Raw genomic sequence first — 14,019 nt, 5'->3', positions numbered from 1 at the left:
AGAGGAATGGAAAAGAAAACAAAGGAAGAGTATGCACATCCTCTTTTAGAGGTGAAAGATCTTTCCGTATCCTTTCACATGTACGATACGGGGCTTGAGCAGTATGATCTGAAGGTAATATCAAACTTGAACATAGATGTGAAGCAGGGAGAAATTGTGGCGGTAGCAGGATCCAGCGGATCGGGGAAGAGTCTGCTGGCCCATGCGGTGATGGGACTGCTGCCGGACAATGCCGCCACGACGGGAGAGATGTATTATAAAGGTATGCCTCTGATACAGAAGGAGAAGGAACAGCTGAGAGGAAGGGAAATCGCGCTTGTACCCCAGTCAGTTGCCTACCTGGATCCCTCTATGAGAGTAGGGACACAGGTACTGGGAGAAAAGCCAGACCAGAGAAAGCGAAAAGATCAAAAAGAGGTATTCTCCAGGCTGCATCTGGAAGAACATGTGGAGCGGCTCTATCCCTTTCAGCTGTCAGGAGGCATGGCCAGAAGAGTTCTGGTCTCAACGGCACTGATCAGCGGTGCGGAATTGATTATCGCGGATGAACCTACCCCGGGACTGGATCTGGAGATGGCAGTGGAGGCATTAACTTGTTTCCGCGAAATGGCAGACGAAGGCAAAGCAGTGATCCTGATTACTCATGATATTGATTTGGCATTCCATGTGGCAGACCGTGTGGCTGTCTTTTATGCCGGGACGACGGTTGAGATTGCCCCCTCAGAAGACTTCAGGGAAGGCCCGGAGGCTCTCCGGCATCCCTATTCCCAGGCTCTGTGGAGGGCACTGCCCCAGAACGGTTTCGTCCCGATCCCTGGGTTTCAGCCATATGCGAAGGCACTGCCTAAGGGGTGCTTATTTGCGCCCAGATGTCCGAACCGTACAGAAGAGTGTGAAAAACCAATACCCATGCGACAATTGCGTGGGGGAACAGTGAGGTGTATCCATGCGACTTGAAGCAAAAAATGTCAGCTTCCGGTATAATGAGCGATCCCCGTGGATTCTGGAGGATGTGACAGTGATGGTAGAAGAAGGGGAGCGTGTGGGTCTGATTGGCCCCAGCGGTTATGGGAAAAGTACCCTTCTTCGGCTGATGGGAGGATATTTGAAACCAGCTTCCGGAGAGATTCTTCTGGACGGGAAACCGTTGGAAAAAAGAGGGGTCAGCCCGGTACAGCTGATTTATCAGCATCCGGAAAAAGCAATTAATCCCAGGTGGAAGATGAAAAAAGTTCTGGAAGAATCCGGCATGTTTCGGGAGGAAGTGATGGATGCCCTGGGCATTGAGAAGGACTGGCTGGGGAGATATCCCAGGGAGCTGTCCGGAGGAGAACTTCAGAGATTCTGTGTGGCCAGATCCCTGTTTCAGGGAACACGCTTCCTGCTGGCGGACGAAATGAGTACGATGCTGGATGTGATTACACAGGCCCAGATATGGAATCTGATGGTAAAGGAAGTGCAGGAGAGGAATATAGGGCTTTTAATGGTAACACACAACAAGGCCCTTGCAAAGCAGGTATGCACCAGGTGTATTGATCTGCGGGAGCAAGGGGGACGGTGAGAGGAAAGTTCCAGGATGAGGGAGGTTTTTGGCAGTTTATCCAAAACATCAAGAGGATAAGTGTACAACTCTCGACCTTCCCCACCCGTTTTCCGTGAATGTGAAGTGAGTCTCTGCCAGGATATAGAAGGGAGCACCGGGGAGACAGGGCCCGGCCCCTGGCTTAGCCCTGTCTCCCCGGTGCTCCCTTCTATATCCGTCCGTCTGCAACGCCTCGCTCGCCGACTACATAACCCCGAACTTCACATACACAAAACTATTACACAAAACTATAATTTACTTTTATATTGCATCCCCCACAACACCATAGAATCCAATATTGGCTTTAAACTATACCCAGTTTCAGTCAGAGAATATTCTACCTTTGGAGGGACTTCCGGATAGACTTTGCGGGAGACGAGGCCGGCGGCTTCCATAGCCCGCAGATGGCTGGTCAGGACTTTTTGGGTGATGCCTGTGACGGAACGCATCAGCTCACTGAAACGCTTTGTGCCCGTGAGGAGATCGCGGATGATAAGGACTTTCCACTTGTCTCCGATGAGCTGCAGTGTAATTTCAACAGGGCATTCTGGTATTTTTTTCATGTTTTCCATAGAAAAACCTCCATAGTATCTAATTATATGTAGTGCCTTTTTTGAGCGTTTGTTTATATTATATACAGGATGGAGAATAAAAGGCAAGAGAGGAGACAGAGAAAAAACTTGACATTTAAATCTTACAAGTGTAATATTTAAATGCAACAGACTACACAGGGAGTATTTAACAATAGTAAGAAAGGCAGAACTATGGGGAACGGGACAGAGAGGAAGACGAGAAAAAAAAGAAGGAAGGCCGCAGTAATCGTGCTGGGAATATGCGGAGCGGCCGCAGTGTCCGCCGGGGTGTTTCTGCGGACTTTTCCTGGATTTTACGAAAAGCCGGAGGAACTTCTGGTTCACTATATGGAGTGTATAGAACAAAAGGACTACAAGGGTATGTATGCTATGTTAAGCGATGAGAGCAGGACTGCATATACGGAGGAAGCATTTATCCTGCGCAATCAGAATATTTATGAGGGGATAGAGACTTCTGAGGTCAGCACAGAGGTTTTGGAGATAAAAAAACATAAGTCTCAGGTAACAGTATCTTATCAACAGACAATCAAAGGAGTAGCGGGAGAATTTTTCTTTGAGAATGAGGCAGCTTTTGTAAAGGAGAAGGGGTACGCCCTTCGATGGGACGATCATGTGATATTTCCCGGCCTGGAGAAGGAGGATAAGGTACAGGTTTCTGTCCAGGAAGCAGCAAGGGGAGAGATTCAGGACAGAAACGGTGTGGTACTGGCAGGTCAGGGGCTGTCAACGTCAGTGGGACTGGTTCCGGGAAAGATGAGAGAGGATACTGCCGGGGACCTGGAAAAAATGGCCGGGCTTTTGGGAACATCTGCAGATGCGATTCAAACCAGGCTGGATGCGAAATGGGTGAGGGAGGATACTTTTGTGCCCATTGCCACATTGCCGAAGATTTCAGAGCTGGATACTTTAACTTATGAGCCGGAGGAAGAGACACAGCAGAACCAGGCGCTGCAGGATGCGCTTCTGGAAATACCGGGGGTTATGCTATCTGATGTAGAGACAAGGATTTACCCTCTGAATAAGAGCGCTTCCCATCTGACCGGATATGTTCAGAAGGTGACTGCTGAGGATTTGGAGAAACATGAGGGGGAAGGATATGGGACAAATAGTGTAATCGGGAGAAGCGGTATTGAGAGTCTCTATGAAAAAGAGCTGAAAGGCAGAGACGGATATGAGATTGAGATTATAGATCAAGACGGAAACAAAAAAGAAACGCTGGCATTCTCTGCCAAAGAGGACGGGAAGAATATTCAGCTGACCATTGACGCAGAACTTCAGCAGAGTCTTTATGAGGAGTTCCGAGAGGAAAAAAGCTGCTCTGTGGCTATGAATCCATATACAGGGGAGGTTTTGGCTCTTGTAAGCACACCGTCTTTTGACAGCAATGATTTTATCAGAGGGTTTTCAGAGGCGAGATGGTCAGAACTGAATGAGGATAAGTCTACGCCTCTGGTTAACCGCTATCGCCAGACACTGGTACCGGGCTCCTCTTTTAAGCCCATAACGGCAGCTATTGGGCTGGCGGCAGGGGCAATTGACCCGAATGAGGATTATGGAAGTGAGGGAACAAGCTGGCAGAAAGACAAAAGCTGGGGGGACTATTTTGTGACTACCCTTCATGCCTGTGAACCAGCGACCCTGGAAAATGCGCTGATCTGTTCAGACAATATCTATTTTGCAAAGGCGGCTCTCAGAATAGGAGCACAACCCCTGCAGGAGGCCCTGGATAAACTGGGCTTTGGCCGGGAGATTCCTTTTGAGATTCCCATGGGAATATCGCAGTATTCTAACAGCAAAGAAATTGACTCCGAAGTAATGCTGGCAGACAGCGGCTATGGGCAGGGACAGATTCTGGTAAATCCCCTGCACCTGGCGGTTTTGTATACAGCTTTTGTAAATGACGGTAGTGTAGTAAAGCCTTATCTGCAGTATAGGGAGACACCCGAGGCAGAATACTGGATTCCTGGTGCGTTTACTCCGGAAATTGCAGAACAGGTAAAAAAGGGGATGGAAAAAGTGATCAATACGCCGGAGGGAACCGGATATGCTGCCCACAGAGAGAATGTAGTTCTGGCAGGAAAGACAGGCACAGCGGAGATTAAGGCTTCCAAAGAGGACAGCGGGGGTACAGAACTTGGATGGTTTGGAGTCTTTACAGCGGATCCCAATGAGAAAAAACCTCTTTTGCTGCTGAACATGACAGAGGATGTAAAGGACAGGGGCGGGAGCGGCTGTGTAGTGGAACATGTAAACCACATGTTAGAACAGTACTTTTCAGAGCAATAAAAGGGAGCCGGTGTATGGGATTTAGAAGAAGTCACACCAACTATTTATCTGTCTTACGGTTCAGCAAGTCTTTCAGTTTTTGAATCTCATCCGGGGAAAGGCGTTCTTTTTCCAGAAAATTGGTAATCATAGAAGTGAGATTTCCATCGTAATACCGGTTCAAAAAAGTGCTGTTTTCATAATCCAGATATTCATCTTCACGCACTAATGGAGTATAGACAAAAACACGTCCTTCCTTTTCATAGGTGAGCGCACCCTTATTTACCAGACGTTTGATTAACGTCTGAATGGTCTTAGGACTCCAGGCCGTTGTCTTAACGAGAAATTCTGTGATCTCGTTTGTGCTGACGGGAGCCTTTTTCCAGACAACTTTCATAATCTCATATTCTGCCTCTGTAATCTGAGGTAATTTCTTCATACTTAAATCCTCCTAAATAGAATGCTAACATAAATGATGTACCTGCATACTCACCCAGAGCAGGCATGTGTCTGAGAAGCGTTCAGGATAAACGCCTTATGACAGGATATCCAGTGATTTTAAAATATCCAGGCTGATCTGGGCTGCATGCGAACCGTCGGCATTTGAGTCAGCCTGAAGGTTTGCAGCAAAGAAATAGGTGTTATTGTCCGTCTCTGCATAACCTATAAACCATCCGTTTTTGTTCTCACCCTCAATATTTCCAGTGCCAGTCTTACCGTACAGCCGATACCCATCCTCTGCAGTGATAAATATGGAATCTTTTACAGCCTGTATGTTTTTCTGAGAAAATTTGAAATTGTTCTTATAAAAATCAACCAGCAGTTCTACCTGTTCAGCGGGAGATATTTTTAAGGAGGATTCCAGCCAGTATTGGGTCATTCCTCCGGAGATATCCTGATTTCCGTAGCTAATTTGTTTCAGATACCTTCCCACGTTATCCGCACAAAGTTCTGCATCCAATTTCTGAAAGTACCAGTTGACCGAATTCTTCATTGCAGAATCCAAATCCTGATCCCGGTTCCAGGACTCAAAGGGATAGGCAGAGCCATCCCAGGACAGGCCGGAGGACTGGGGGGTAATGATCCCACTTTCCAGGGCGAAAAGAGCGGTATAAATTTTATAGGTAGAATCAGGAGAATATCTGGCAGCGGCACCTTCTTTATTATAGATATCCCATCGATCTTCGCTCATATCATACAGCACAAAGCTGCCCTGGTATCCCTGAAAATAGGAATCTGCTTCCAAATTACTGACCTTGGAGGAAGGGACGGGATAAGGTTCTGGAGAAGCACCTGCTGACAGGACAGGTGCACTGCTCAGGACCATAATACCTGTCAGAAGAAGGACAAGGATACTTTTAACTTTGGAGACAGGTGATTCTCTGCGATAACTGAGAATTCCAAGAATACGCTTTTCAAGCTGTCTTTTTGGCCCTCCCATACCGGTAGCAGCAGTGAAAGCCTCCTCTGAAAAGCTGCCTGCAAATTTGAGCAGAGTCATTCCATATTCTCTGCGGCTGCCTTCATCCAATATCTGCAGCACCTGGGAATCGCAGGCAAGCTCTCTGTCATCCCGCATCCGTCTGAGAGCATACCATACGGCAGGGTGAAACCAGTATACAATCTGAACCAGACATAACACCAGATTCATGCCCAGGTCCTTTCTTTTCAGATGCTGGAGTTCGTGCAGCAGGATGTACCGGATGTCATTCTTATCTGCATGGGATAATAAATGAATAGGAAGAATAATCCGGGGGTGAAAGAATCCTGCGGATATGGGTGAGCGCAGAAAGGCACTGCTGAAGAGCGGGATTTCCCGTTTCACCCGGCTTTCTCTGACGCATTGCCGGTAAATACCCCGTACCTGTACATTTTGTATGGGAAGGGCGGCACTGAGGCGGCGGTATAATCTTACGTTAGAGCGCAGAGTGTACCAGCACATAACCCCCATTCCCAGAACCCACAGGATTACAAGAATACTGCCCGGGCGGAAGACATCTGATTGCTTCACAGGAAGCGCGTAATCTCCTAAAAGAAGGGCGTCTCCATTTTGAACGGTAACTGTGCCAGGGGCAGTAAAATTGCCTATTTTGGCGGTCTTATGTCCGGATATCAAGGAATAGACAGAAAAATTGGTATTTTTAGCGGGCAGAAAAGGCAGAACTAACAGCAGTAAAAACAGGAACCAGAGCTGATACTGGCGGCTGGCCGACATGTGTCTTTGAAAAAGTTTTTTTACTGCCAGAATGGCAGCTATTATAACAGTAAGAAACAGATTACTGAGTATAAACCGTAAACCAAACTCGTTCATGAAAAGACCCTCCTTCAGAGCCGGGTAAGTCTTACATATGTAATAAATATAAGATAATTATAAGATGGGGGAGAAGGGAAGTCAAGAGTCAGTGTTATGCCAAAAGAGAGCCGGATTGCTCCAGGCCCTCTTTTGGCAGATTCCTTAAAATACCCATTAGACAGCTTTCCCTATAAGGATTTCCGAACCATATCTGCATATTGTGGTGTTCCCAGGCCGTACCCGCCTGCTACTTCCATGATATGTCCGGTAATATAGGAGGAGTCATCGCTGGCAAAGAAAAGTGCTGCATTGGCCATATCTTCAGGCTTGCCCATGCGGTTCAGGGGAACATGAGACAGGAAGGATGCCACAAAGGATTCCGGCATGGAATTCAGTGCGGCGTCGGTAGCTGTCAGGCCGGGAAGAACGGCATTGCAGCGGATGTTATCCCGGGCATACTGCAGGGCAATCTGCTGTGTAATATTGTTAACCGCAGCCTTGGATACCCCATAGCCGATTCTGGTGATATCCGGGATAGACCCTCCGACGGAGGATATATTTACGATACTTCCCTGGCCGTTTTCTATCATATGGGGAATTACCAGCTTGGAGATTCGGTACACACTTCCAAGATTCAGATGCAGAAGATCAAAAAAAGCTTTTTCGGAACTGTGAATCAGATCCAAATCCTCAGAGGGACGGCCGACGCCGAAATTATTAATCAGAATATCCAGTCTGCCGCTCTGGTCCAACACCTCATCCACCATAGAAGCGTAGCTCTCCTCTTTAGTGGCTTCAAAATATACTGGGGCCATATCAAACCCTTTTTCTTTATATTCATCACAAATTTTCTGAGTATCCTCCATTCTGCGGACACCCATATATACCCTGGCTCCTTCCTCTGCTAATTTTAACGCACAGGCCAGGCCGATGCCCTTTGTTGCAGAGGTTACAAGAGCTGTTTTGTTTTGGAGTTTTTTCATGTTTTACCACCTTCATTTTATAATGTTACAGTTAGTTTTATCGGATGTACACAAAATATACACTCCGTTTTTTGCATAAAGCAGCCATGTACGCAGATACTAAAACAGAATAAATCAGGAGGTGAAATTATGGCGTTAATTGGAAGAAAATTAGAGGATTTTGCGGTGCAGTCCTATCAGAACGGAGAGTTCAAAGAAGTAACCTTAAACTGTATAGAGGGTCACTGGTCGGTATTTGTATTTTATCCGGCAGATTTTACATTTGTATGCCCTACCGAGTTGGGGGATCTGGCTGACAATTATGAGAAGTTTAAGGAAATTGACTGCGAGATCTATTCTGTGTCTACAGACACTCATTTCGTCCACAAAGCATGGGCAGATACTTCAGATACCATCAGAAAGATCCAGTACCCGATGCTGGCGGACCCTACCGGAAAACTGGCCCGCATGTTTGAAGTACTCATAGAAGAGGAGGGACTTGCTCTTCGCGGAACCTTTATTGTGAATCCGGAAGGAGTCATAAAGGCGTATGAAGTAAACGATAACAGCATCGGAAGAGATGCGGAAGAACTTCTGCGCAAGGTACAGGCTGCACAGTTTGTAGCAGTTCACGGCGACCAGGTATGTCCGGCAAAATGGAAGCCAGGTGAGGAAACACTTTCTCCAAGTCTTGATTTAATCGGAAAATTATAAGAATCTGCCGCAGGGACCTGCAGCTGGTCCCCATGCGGCATTTTTGAGTACGGTCAGGAAAGGAATTTTAAATATGGAAAATGATATATATGATCTGCTGATTCTGGGAGGGGGCTGTGCCGGTCTGACTGCGGGAATCTACGCGGGCCGTGCAAAGCTAAAGGCTGCTGTTGTGGAAAAACAGGGAGCCGGCGGTCAGGCGGCAATTACAGATGAGATCGCGAATTATCCGGGCTTTAAAAAAATATCCGGGACCGAACTGGCAGAAAGAATGCTGGAGCAGGCTACTTCCTTTGGAACAGAATTTATCCAGCAGGATGTAGTGAACCTGAAGCTTACCCAGGAGATTAAAGAGGTAGAGACAAGCTCCGGGGTTTTAAGAAGCCGGGCTGTTATACTGGCCACAGGCGCAGAGCCTAAAAAACTGGGGTTTCCGGGGGAAGAGGAGTTTAGGGGCAGAGGAATCGGGTACTGTGCTACCTGTGATGGCTTTTTCTTTGAGGGAAAAGATATTTTTGTAATCGGCGGCGGCTACAGTGCGGCTGAAGAGGCTCTCTACCTTACCCGGTTTGGGAAAAAAGTGACTGTTGTGGTGAGAAAAGGCGCTTTTAAGTGCGCAAAATCCATCTCTGACAAAGTGCTTTCCCATCCGAAGATTGAAGTTATGTTTCATACGGAGATTGCAGAGGCATACGGGGATACTGTGCTCAGAGGGGCTGTATTTAAAAATAATCAGACGGGAGAGATCTTTGAGTACAAAGCTGCGAAGGAGGATGAAACCTTCGGCATCTTTGTCTTTATCGGTTATCAGCCTTCCACAGAGTTGTATCAGGGACAGGTTGCATTAGACGAGGCAGGGCATGTGATAACCAATGAACGGATGGAGACAAATCTTTCCGGCGTCTATGCTGCGGGGGATCTCAGGCCAAAGCTTCTTAGGCAGCTGGTGACAGCTACCTCTGACGGGGCGATTGCGGCAACACAGGTAGAAAAGTACATCACAGAATACAAGGAAAGGCACGGCATTCGGGAGGAAAAAAGCCGGGATGTGTCAGAGCAGAAAGAGGCGGACTCTGTAGATGAGCCTGCTATTATCTCACAGGAATTGCGTTCTCAGGTACAGACGGTGTTTGACAAACTGGAGAGAGAGACTTACCTGGCAGTTATCCTGGATGACAGCAAAAAGTCGGAAGAGCTTAGAAAATTTTGTGAAGAGGTATGCAGTATAGGCAATAAGATTCATATGGAAATCCTGAGCAAGGGGGAGGATAAAGAATTGGAAGCAGAAGTAAATGCTGAGAACTTCCCTATGATTGCGCTTCTGAAAGAAACAAAAGAATACAGCGGGGTTAAGTTTGCCGGAATCCCGGCGGGCCACGAGTTTAATTCCTTCGTGCTGGCTGTCTATAATCTGTCAGGTCCTGGCCAGGGAGTGGAAGAGTCTGTGCAAAACCGGGTGATGGCTGTCCAAAGGAAGGTAAAGCTGCAAATCGCAATCTCTTTGTCCTGTCATTTCTGTCCGGAGACCGTAATAGCCGCACAGCATCTGGCTGTCTTAAACCCGCAGATAGAGGCAGAAATGATAGATATCAGTATGTTCCCCCAGCTGAAAAAAACGTACAGCCTTATGAGTGTACCGGCGTTGATTATAGATGAAAAACAGACCGTATTCGGGGCACTCTCCATGGAACAGATTCTGGAGCAGATAGAAAAGGAAGGGTAGCTATGACTGAAAGAAGATGGCATTATGCGTGGAATATACTGCTGGGAGTAATACTAATACGGGGATTTGCGGGGGGCGGAATCAATATGACCTCAGGTCTCTTCCTCCTGCCGGTATCCCGGGAAATTGGGGTTGGAATAGGAAGTCTCTCCCTCTACATGAGCATCTCCTCCGTAGTGCTGGTACTTTTTCTTCCCCTTGCGGGAAAGCTAATCAACAAGTACGATATCCGGATAGTGACGCTGGCCGGGGCTGCACTGCAGGCTGTTTCATTTGCGGCCTGCGGGTTTTTAAATAAGGTATACGGATGGTATCTTCTTGCGGTTCCCCAGGCCATAGGGGCGGCCATAGTGGTAAATCTTCTGGGGCCGATTCTGATTAACCGGTGGTTTTCCAGAAATGTAGGCCTTATGCTCGGCATCCAGATGGCCTGCGTCAGTCTGTTTGGAGCTGTCCTTCAGCCGGTCACCTCTGCTGTCATAGCCGGAAGCGGATGGAGAACTGCTTATATCATGGTTGGAGGGGTTACATTTGCCGTTATTTTATTGTCGTCATTAATACTTCTGCGCAATTCGCCCAAAGACAGCGGTATGCTGCCCTATGGAGCAGAAGAAAAAAAGACGGCGGCAGACAAAGGAAAACCCAAACAGCAGCTAGAGATAGAGGAGAAGACAGCCTTAAAATCCATATCTTTTTATCTGTTGCTGATATTTATGATTGCGATTACAGGAGTGGGGGTATTTGTTCAGCATATTCCCACCTACGGACAGCTGCTGGGTTACTCCGCCCAGAGTACAGGGATGGCGCTGGCCTTTGCCTCTGTTGGAAGCTCCATCGGATCCGTGGCCATAGGCATGATCAGTGACCGCATCGGCAGTCTGAAAACCTGCTATGGCATCATTGTGATCGGACTTTTGGCGGCAGCAGGCTTTCTTTTCGCATCCCACAGCTTTATGATCTTTGGACTAGCGACCTTTCTGCACGGCCTGGTCAGCTCCGGCGTTATGGTGCTGGCGCCTATCTTGACCCTTACCTTTTATGGACAGAAGGATTATGAGCAGATATATGCCAAGGTTTCCATGGGAGCTCCTCTGGCATCTATCCTCCTGATTCCAGCCTACGGGTTTATCTACGATTTTATAAATGATTACCGTCCGGTTTTATTTGGCATTATCATTCTGCTGCTGATATCTGCGTTCTGTATTGCTGCAGGCTGGAAAAACCGGTGTACCATAGACGGCTGTCCTACCTGGAAGACCAGAAAATAGCAATAGCACCAAAGAGAAAAACCGGAAAACCAATCAGTTGGTTTTCCGGTTTTCCGGGTTTATTTCCATTCATTAATAATCTGTATGATCTGGGCTTCATAATCCCCGTAGAGATCTTCGCTGTAGCCGCCGTTTCTCACATTGGTCTCAGCCCCCCAGGCCTCGTCCTGGAATTCCCAGACATGATAGGCAATTCCCCGGTATTCAAAGTCAATGCTGCCGCAGCCGTCTTCTTCCACATAGGAGTAGGGCTGCTGCCGTTCTTTCAGCAGTGTCTGTATCTGTTCAAGACGCATATAGGTCTCTCCTCCCTTTTTTCTGCCTTACAGCACCAGAGAAGGCGCAGCATATACCCTGCCTGCAAGCTCCTGGTCCAGCATATAGAGACTTTTTGGATCCGAACCAAAGAGCTCCATTTTTTTGATCAAATCATTCGCGTTTGTTTCCTCTTCCCCCTGCTCTTTGACAAACCAGTCTAAAAACTGCATGGTCCGGAAATCCTTTACACTATAAGCGGCATCGTAGATGTTGTGAATCAGGCCGGTGACATACTGCTCATGGGCCAATCCCTCCTTCAGGGCATCCATATTTTCACCGAGACCAGAAGAAGGCTTTTCAATTGCCTCAAACGTGACGGGTACATCATTATTTTGCATATATTGTATAAATAACATAGCATGATCCCGCTCTTCCTGTGCCTGTACCTGGTACCAGTTGGCAAAGCCGTTCAGACCCTGCTCCACATAAAAATTAGCAAAGTGGAGATAGAGATAAGCGGAATAAAACTCTTTATTAACCTGTGTATTTAAAAGTTCAGCTACTTTTTTATTTAACATAATCATTTCTCCTTTCAGTTCTAAGCTTGTCTACAGTATAGTACAGATGTTCTGTAAAATCAATAAGTTACCGGAAAGTTCCTTTTATCAGCAGGGCTTATAAAAGGATTAGGAGAAATAAATACTGATAACAATAGAAAATATTGATAAAAATAACAAAATATGGTATTATATTACAAATAGTTTTATAACAACCGTATAAAAGGACGAAAAACCTATTTAAATTTTAGATTTAAAGGTTTTTCGTCCTTTTTTGATATATAGAAATCTGCAGAAACAGATTTCGGTATTATCATAAGTGCTGCAGTTCAGAGTTGCGGAAGAACTGACTGGAAGTGGGACAGGCGGTGCTTGTTGCGGTAAGTATCTGGCAAATGGTGATAGGATAAGGAGGATGAACAGATGAATGCAAAGGAGTATCTGGAAATCTGTTCCAGGAGCTATACTGGAACAAAGGTAACAAAGAATGAGTGGGACATGGACTATCTGATAGACGAAGTCCGGGAATTAGTAGAGGAGTACAGCTTCAGCTGGGACAAAGAGGTTCTCATTCCCCAGGATGACCGTCTCTTGGAGGATATGCTGGCGGCTGCTAAAGCCCTGATTTTGAAAATCGGTGTCTACAATATGTCCACAGGCCGTATTATCACATTTACGGAGGAAGAGATTGAGCAGGGCATTAAGAACATGAAACAGGAGCTGGTGATGGGAGAAGGCAAAGACGCGTATACTCTTGTAGCCAGAGGCATAGAAGACAGAAGAGAACCGGCTGTCTGGGCCGGCAATCCGGGATGCCCTACGCCGGAACGTATGTATTATGCCAATGTGTTAAGCTCTGCCCAGGAACCAGTGGTCGATTTGCTGACCTGCGGATCTCTGGTAGATGTGGACGGCCATACTGTGAAAAGCGGGGATCCCACGGAAGTGATTGCCGTGAGGCGGGAACTTCAGTATCTCCACAAGGCTCTGGAAGCTGTGGGAAGGCCTGGTATGGGGCTTTTGGCGGCTGAGAGTGCGGTTACAGAAATGGGGGATCTGAGCGCCTCCTATGAGCGCTGCCTGCGTCCATGCGACTCCCATCTGGTGGCGATGTTTAACGAACTGATTATTGACAACGGGAATCTGATACGTGCTGCCAACTCCCTTGATTATGGAATGAAAAATGCCTCTCTGGCCTGCACTATGGTGGGAGGCCTGGCGGGAGATGCTCCGGGTGCCACCCTTGTAATGACAGCATCTATCCTGGCAGCTAATATTTTGTGCCTGGCAGACTATCACCTCTGTCATCCCATCCATATCAAGGAAGTGGCCACCACGGCCAGGGGATGCCTGTGGCTTCAGGCAGTACTCTGCCAGATCTTTGCAAAATGTGCTCCCGCCATTATTGTATGTGATCTGTGGCCCAGCAGCGGCGCGCTCACCAAAGAGCTTCTCTATGAAGTGGCGGCGAATTCTATTGTTGTAACCGTATGCGGCGGACACCTGGAAGGGCTTGGATCTGCAAACGGAAGAGAGCCCAACGGCACAGGGCTTGAAGTAAGGTTGATGGGCGAGGTAGGCAAAGCTGTGGCAAGACAGGGAATGACCCGGGCGCAGGCAAATGAGATCGTGTTAAAGCTTCTGGGAAAATATGAGCATATATTCCAGATGGAGGATAAGAATAAAGGAAAACGCTTTGACGAGGCGTACGACATGGAGACAGTAACTCCAATTCCTGAGTGGGAAGCTATGTATGTGGAAGTGAAAGAGGAGCTGAGAAACATGGGAATCTGTTTTTAGCCAC

General features: G+C 47.2%; 13 protein-coding genes. 7 read left to right on the top strand and 6 right to left on the bottom strand.

The annotated features are described in order from the left end of the window. The first annotated feature begins 6 nt into the window (after positions 1-6). Both GKG41_RS15815 and GKG41_RS15810 read left to right on the top strand, forming a co-directional pair. On the top strand, positions 7-957 hold the full coding sequence (locus tag GKG41_RS15815; RefSeq protein WP_154260383.1) for an ABC transporter ATP-binding protein: 951 nt from the start codon (positions 7-9) through the stop codon (positions 955-957). Then, positions 947-1,561 (top strand): ATP-binding cassette domain-containing protein, encoded by a 615-nt coding sequence (locus tag GKG41_RS15810; RefSeq protein WP_154260381.1) that lies wholly within the window; start codon positions 947-949, stop codon positions 1,559-1,561. The genes GKG41_RS15815 and GKG41_RS15810 overlap by 11 nt, the downstream gene beginning before the upstream one ends. 269 nt (positions 1,562-1,830) lie before the next feature. On the opposite strand, the gene GKG41_RS15805 is transcribed toward GKG41_RS15810, so the two are convergent. Beyond that, positions 1,831-2,154, bottom strand: a complete 324-nt coding sequence (locus GKG41_RS15805; RefSeq protein ID WP_154260379.1) for a helix-turn-helix domain-containing protein — start codon at positions 2,152-2,154, stop codon at positions 1,831-1,833. Positions 2,155-2,346: 192 nt separating this feature from the next. On the opposite strand from GKG41_RS15805, the gene GKG41_RS15800 reads away from it, so the two are divergent. Then, on the top strand, positions 2,347-4,461 hold the full coding sequence (locus tag GKG41_RS15800; protein WP_154260501.1) for a penicillin-binding transpeptidase domain-containing protein: 2,115 nt from the start codon (positions 2,347-2,349) through the stop codon (positions 4,459-4,461). Positions 4,462-4,501: 40 nt separating this feature from the next. Here the strand turns inward: GKG41_RS15800 and GKG41_RS15795 are convergent, their stop codons facing one another. The 3 genes from GKG41_RS15795 to GKG41_RS15785 all read right to left on the bottom strand — a co-directional run bounded on the left by GKG41_RS15795 (position 4,502) and on the right by GKG41_RS15785 (position 7,716). Continuing rightward, the gene (locus GKG41_RS15795; RefSeq protein WP_154260377.1) at positions 4,502-4,879 is read right to left on the bottom strand and encodes a BlaI/MecI/CopY family transcriptional regulator; all 378 of its coding nucleotides are present in this window, start codon (positions 4,877-4,879) and stop codon (positions 4,502-4,504) included. A 96-nt stretch (positions 4,880-4,975) separates the two neighbouring features. Beyond that, positions 4,976-6,751, bottom strand: a complete 1,776-nt coding sequence (locus tag GKG41_RS15790; RefSeq protein WP_154260375.1) for a BlaR1 family beta-lactam sensor/signal transducer — start codon at positions 6,749-6,751, stop codon at positions 4,976-4,978. A 170-nt stretch (positions 6,752-6,921) separates the two neighbouring features. Continuing rightward, positions 6,922-7,716: an SDR family oxidoreductase gene (locus GKG41_RS15785; protein WP_154260373.1), complete on the bottom strand. Its 795-nt coding sequence runs from the start codon at positions 7,714-7,716 to the stop codon at positions 6,922-6,924. Positions 7,717-7,845: 129 nt separating this feature from the next. On the opposite strand from GKG41_RS15785, the gene ahpC reads away from it, so the two are divergent. The 3 genes from ahpC to GKG41_RS15770 all read left to right on the top strand — a co-directional run bounded on the left by ahpC (position 7,846) and on the right by GKG41_RS15770 (position 11,400). Then, positions 7,846-8,409 (top strand): alkyl hydroperoxide reductase subunit C, encoded by a 564-nt coding sequence (gene ahpC / locus GKG41_RS15780; RefSeq protein WP_072851923.1) that lies wholly within the window; start codon positions 7,846-7,848, stop codon positions 8,407-8,409. Positions 8,410-8,482: 73 nt separating this feature from the next. After that, entirely contained in the window at positions 8,483-10,132 is a 1,650-nt protein-coding gene (locus GKG41_RS15775) for an FAD-dependent oxidoreductase (protein WP_154260371.1), read from the top strand. A gap of 2 nt (positions 10,133-10,134) precedes the next feature. Continuing rightward, complete coding sequence (locus GKG41_RS15770; protein ID WP_154260369.1) at positions 10,135-11,400, top strand: MFS transporter; 1,266 nt, start codon at positions 10,135-10,137, stop codon at positions 11,398-11,400. 59 nt (positions 11,401-11,459) lie between these two features. Here GKG41_RS15770 and GKG41_RS15765 read toward each other — a convergent pair whose 3' ends face one another. Continuing rightward, on the bottom strand, positions 11,460-11,696 hold the full coding sequence (locus GKG41_RS15765) for a kinase (protein WP_154260367.1): 237 nt from the start codon (positions 11,694-11,696) through the stop codon (positions 11,460-11,462). A 27-nt stretch (positions 11,697-11,723) separates the two neighbouring features. After that, on the bottom strand, positions 11,724-12,236 hold the full coding sequence (locus GKG41_RS15760) for a ferritin (protein WP_154260365.1): 513 nt from the start codon (positions 12,234-12,236) through the stop codon (positions 11,724-11,726). Between the two features lie 402 nt (positions 12,237-12,638). On the opposite strand from GKG41_RS15760, the gene GKG41_RS15755 reads away from it, so the two are divergent. Beyond that, a complete protein-coding gene (locus GKG41_RS15755) occupies positions 12,639-14,015 on the top strand; it encodes a monomethylamine:corrinoid methyltransferase (protein WP_154260363.1) in 1,377 nt (458 codons plus the stop codon). Positions 14,016-14,019: the final 4 nt, after the last annotated feature.

It is taken from the genome of Lactonifactor sp. BIOML-A5 (assembly GCF_009677585.1).
Taxonomy (GTDB): domain Bacteria; phylum Bacillota; class Clostridia; order Lachnospirales; family Lachnospiraceae; genus Lactonifactor.
Note: the sequence above shows the minus strand (reverse complement) of the source record. Positions and strands in the feature narration are given on the sequence as shown.

What these genes read in the sequence shown, in the direction of transcription:
- GKG41_RS15815 (WP_154260383.1), top strand. Translation starts at nt 7, where the DNA reads ATGGAAAAGAAAACAAAGGAAGAGTATGCACATCCTCTTTTAGAGGTG.
- GKG41_RS15810 (WP_154260381.1), top strand. Translation starts at nt 947, where the DNA reads ATGCGACTTGAAGCAAAAAATGTCAGCTTCCGGTATAATGAGCGATCC.
- GKG41_RS15805 (WP_154260379.1), bottom strand. Translation starts at nt 2,154, where the DNA reads ATGGAAAACATGAAAAAAATACCAGAATGCCCTGTTGAAATTACACTG.
- GKG41_RS15800 (WP_154260501.1), top strand. Translation starts at nt 2,347, where the DNA reads ATGGGGAACGGGACAGAGAGGAAGACGAGAAAAAAAAGAAGGAAGGCC.
- GKG41_RS15795 (WP_154260377.1), bottom strand. Translation starts at nt 4,879, where the DNA reads ATGAAGAAATTACCTCAGATTACAGAGGCAGAATATGAGATTATGAAA.
- GKG41_RS15790 (WP_154260375.1), bottom strand. Translation starts at nt 6,751, where the DNA reads ATGAACGAGTTTGGTTTACGGTTTATACTCAGTAATCTGTTTCTTACT.
- GKG41_RS15785 (WP_154260373.1), bottom strand. Translation starts at nt 7,716, where the DNA reads ATGAAAAAACTCCAAAACAAAACAGCTCTTGTAACCTCTGCAACAAAG.
- ahpC (WP_072851923.1), top strand. Translation starts at nt 7,846, where the DNA reads ATGGCGTTAATTGGAAGAAAATTAGAGGATTTTGCGGTGCAGTCCTAT.
- GKG41_RS15775 (WP_154260371.1), top strand. Translation starts at nt 8,483, where the DNA reads ATGGAAAATGATATATATGATCTGCTGATTCTGGGAGGGGGCTGTGCC.
- GKG41_RS15770 (WP_154260369.1), top strand. Translation starts at nt 10,135, where the DNA reads ATGACTGAAAGAAGATGGCATTATGCGTGGAATATACTGCTGGGAGTA.
- GKG41_RS15765 (WP_154260367.1), bottom strand. Translation starts at nt 11,696, where the DNA reads ATGCGTCTTGAACAGATACAGACACTGCTGAAAGAACGGCAGCAGCCC.
- GKG41_RS15760 (WP_154260365.1), bottom strand. Translation starts at nt 12,236, where the DNA reads ATGTTAAATAAAAAAGTAGCTGAACTTTTAAATACACAGGTTAATAAA.
- GKG41_RS15755 (WP_154260363.1), top strand. Translation starts at nt 12,639, where the DNA reads ATGAATGCAAAGGAGTATCTGGAAATCTGTTCCAGGAGCTATACTGGA.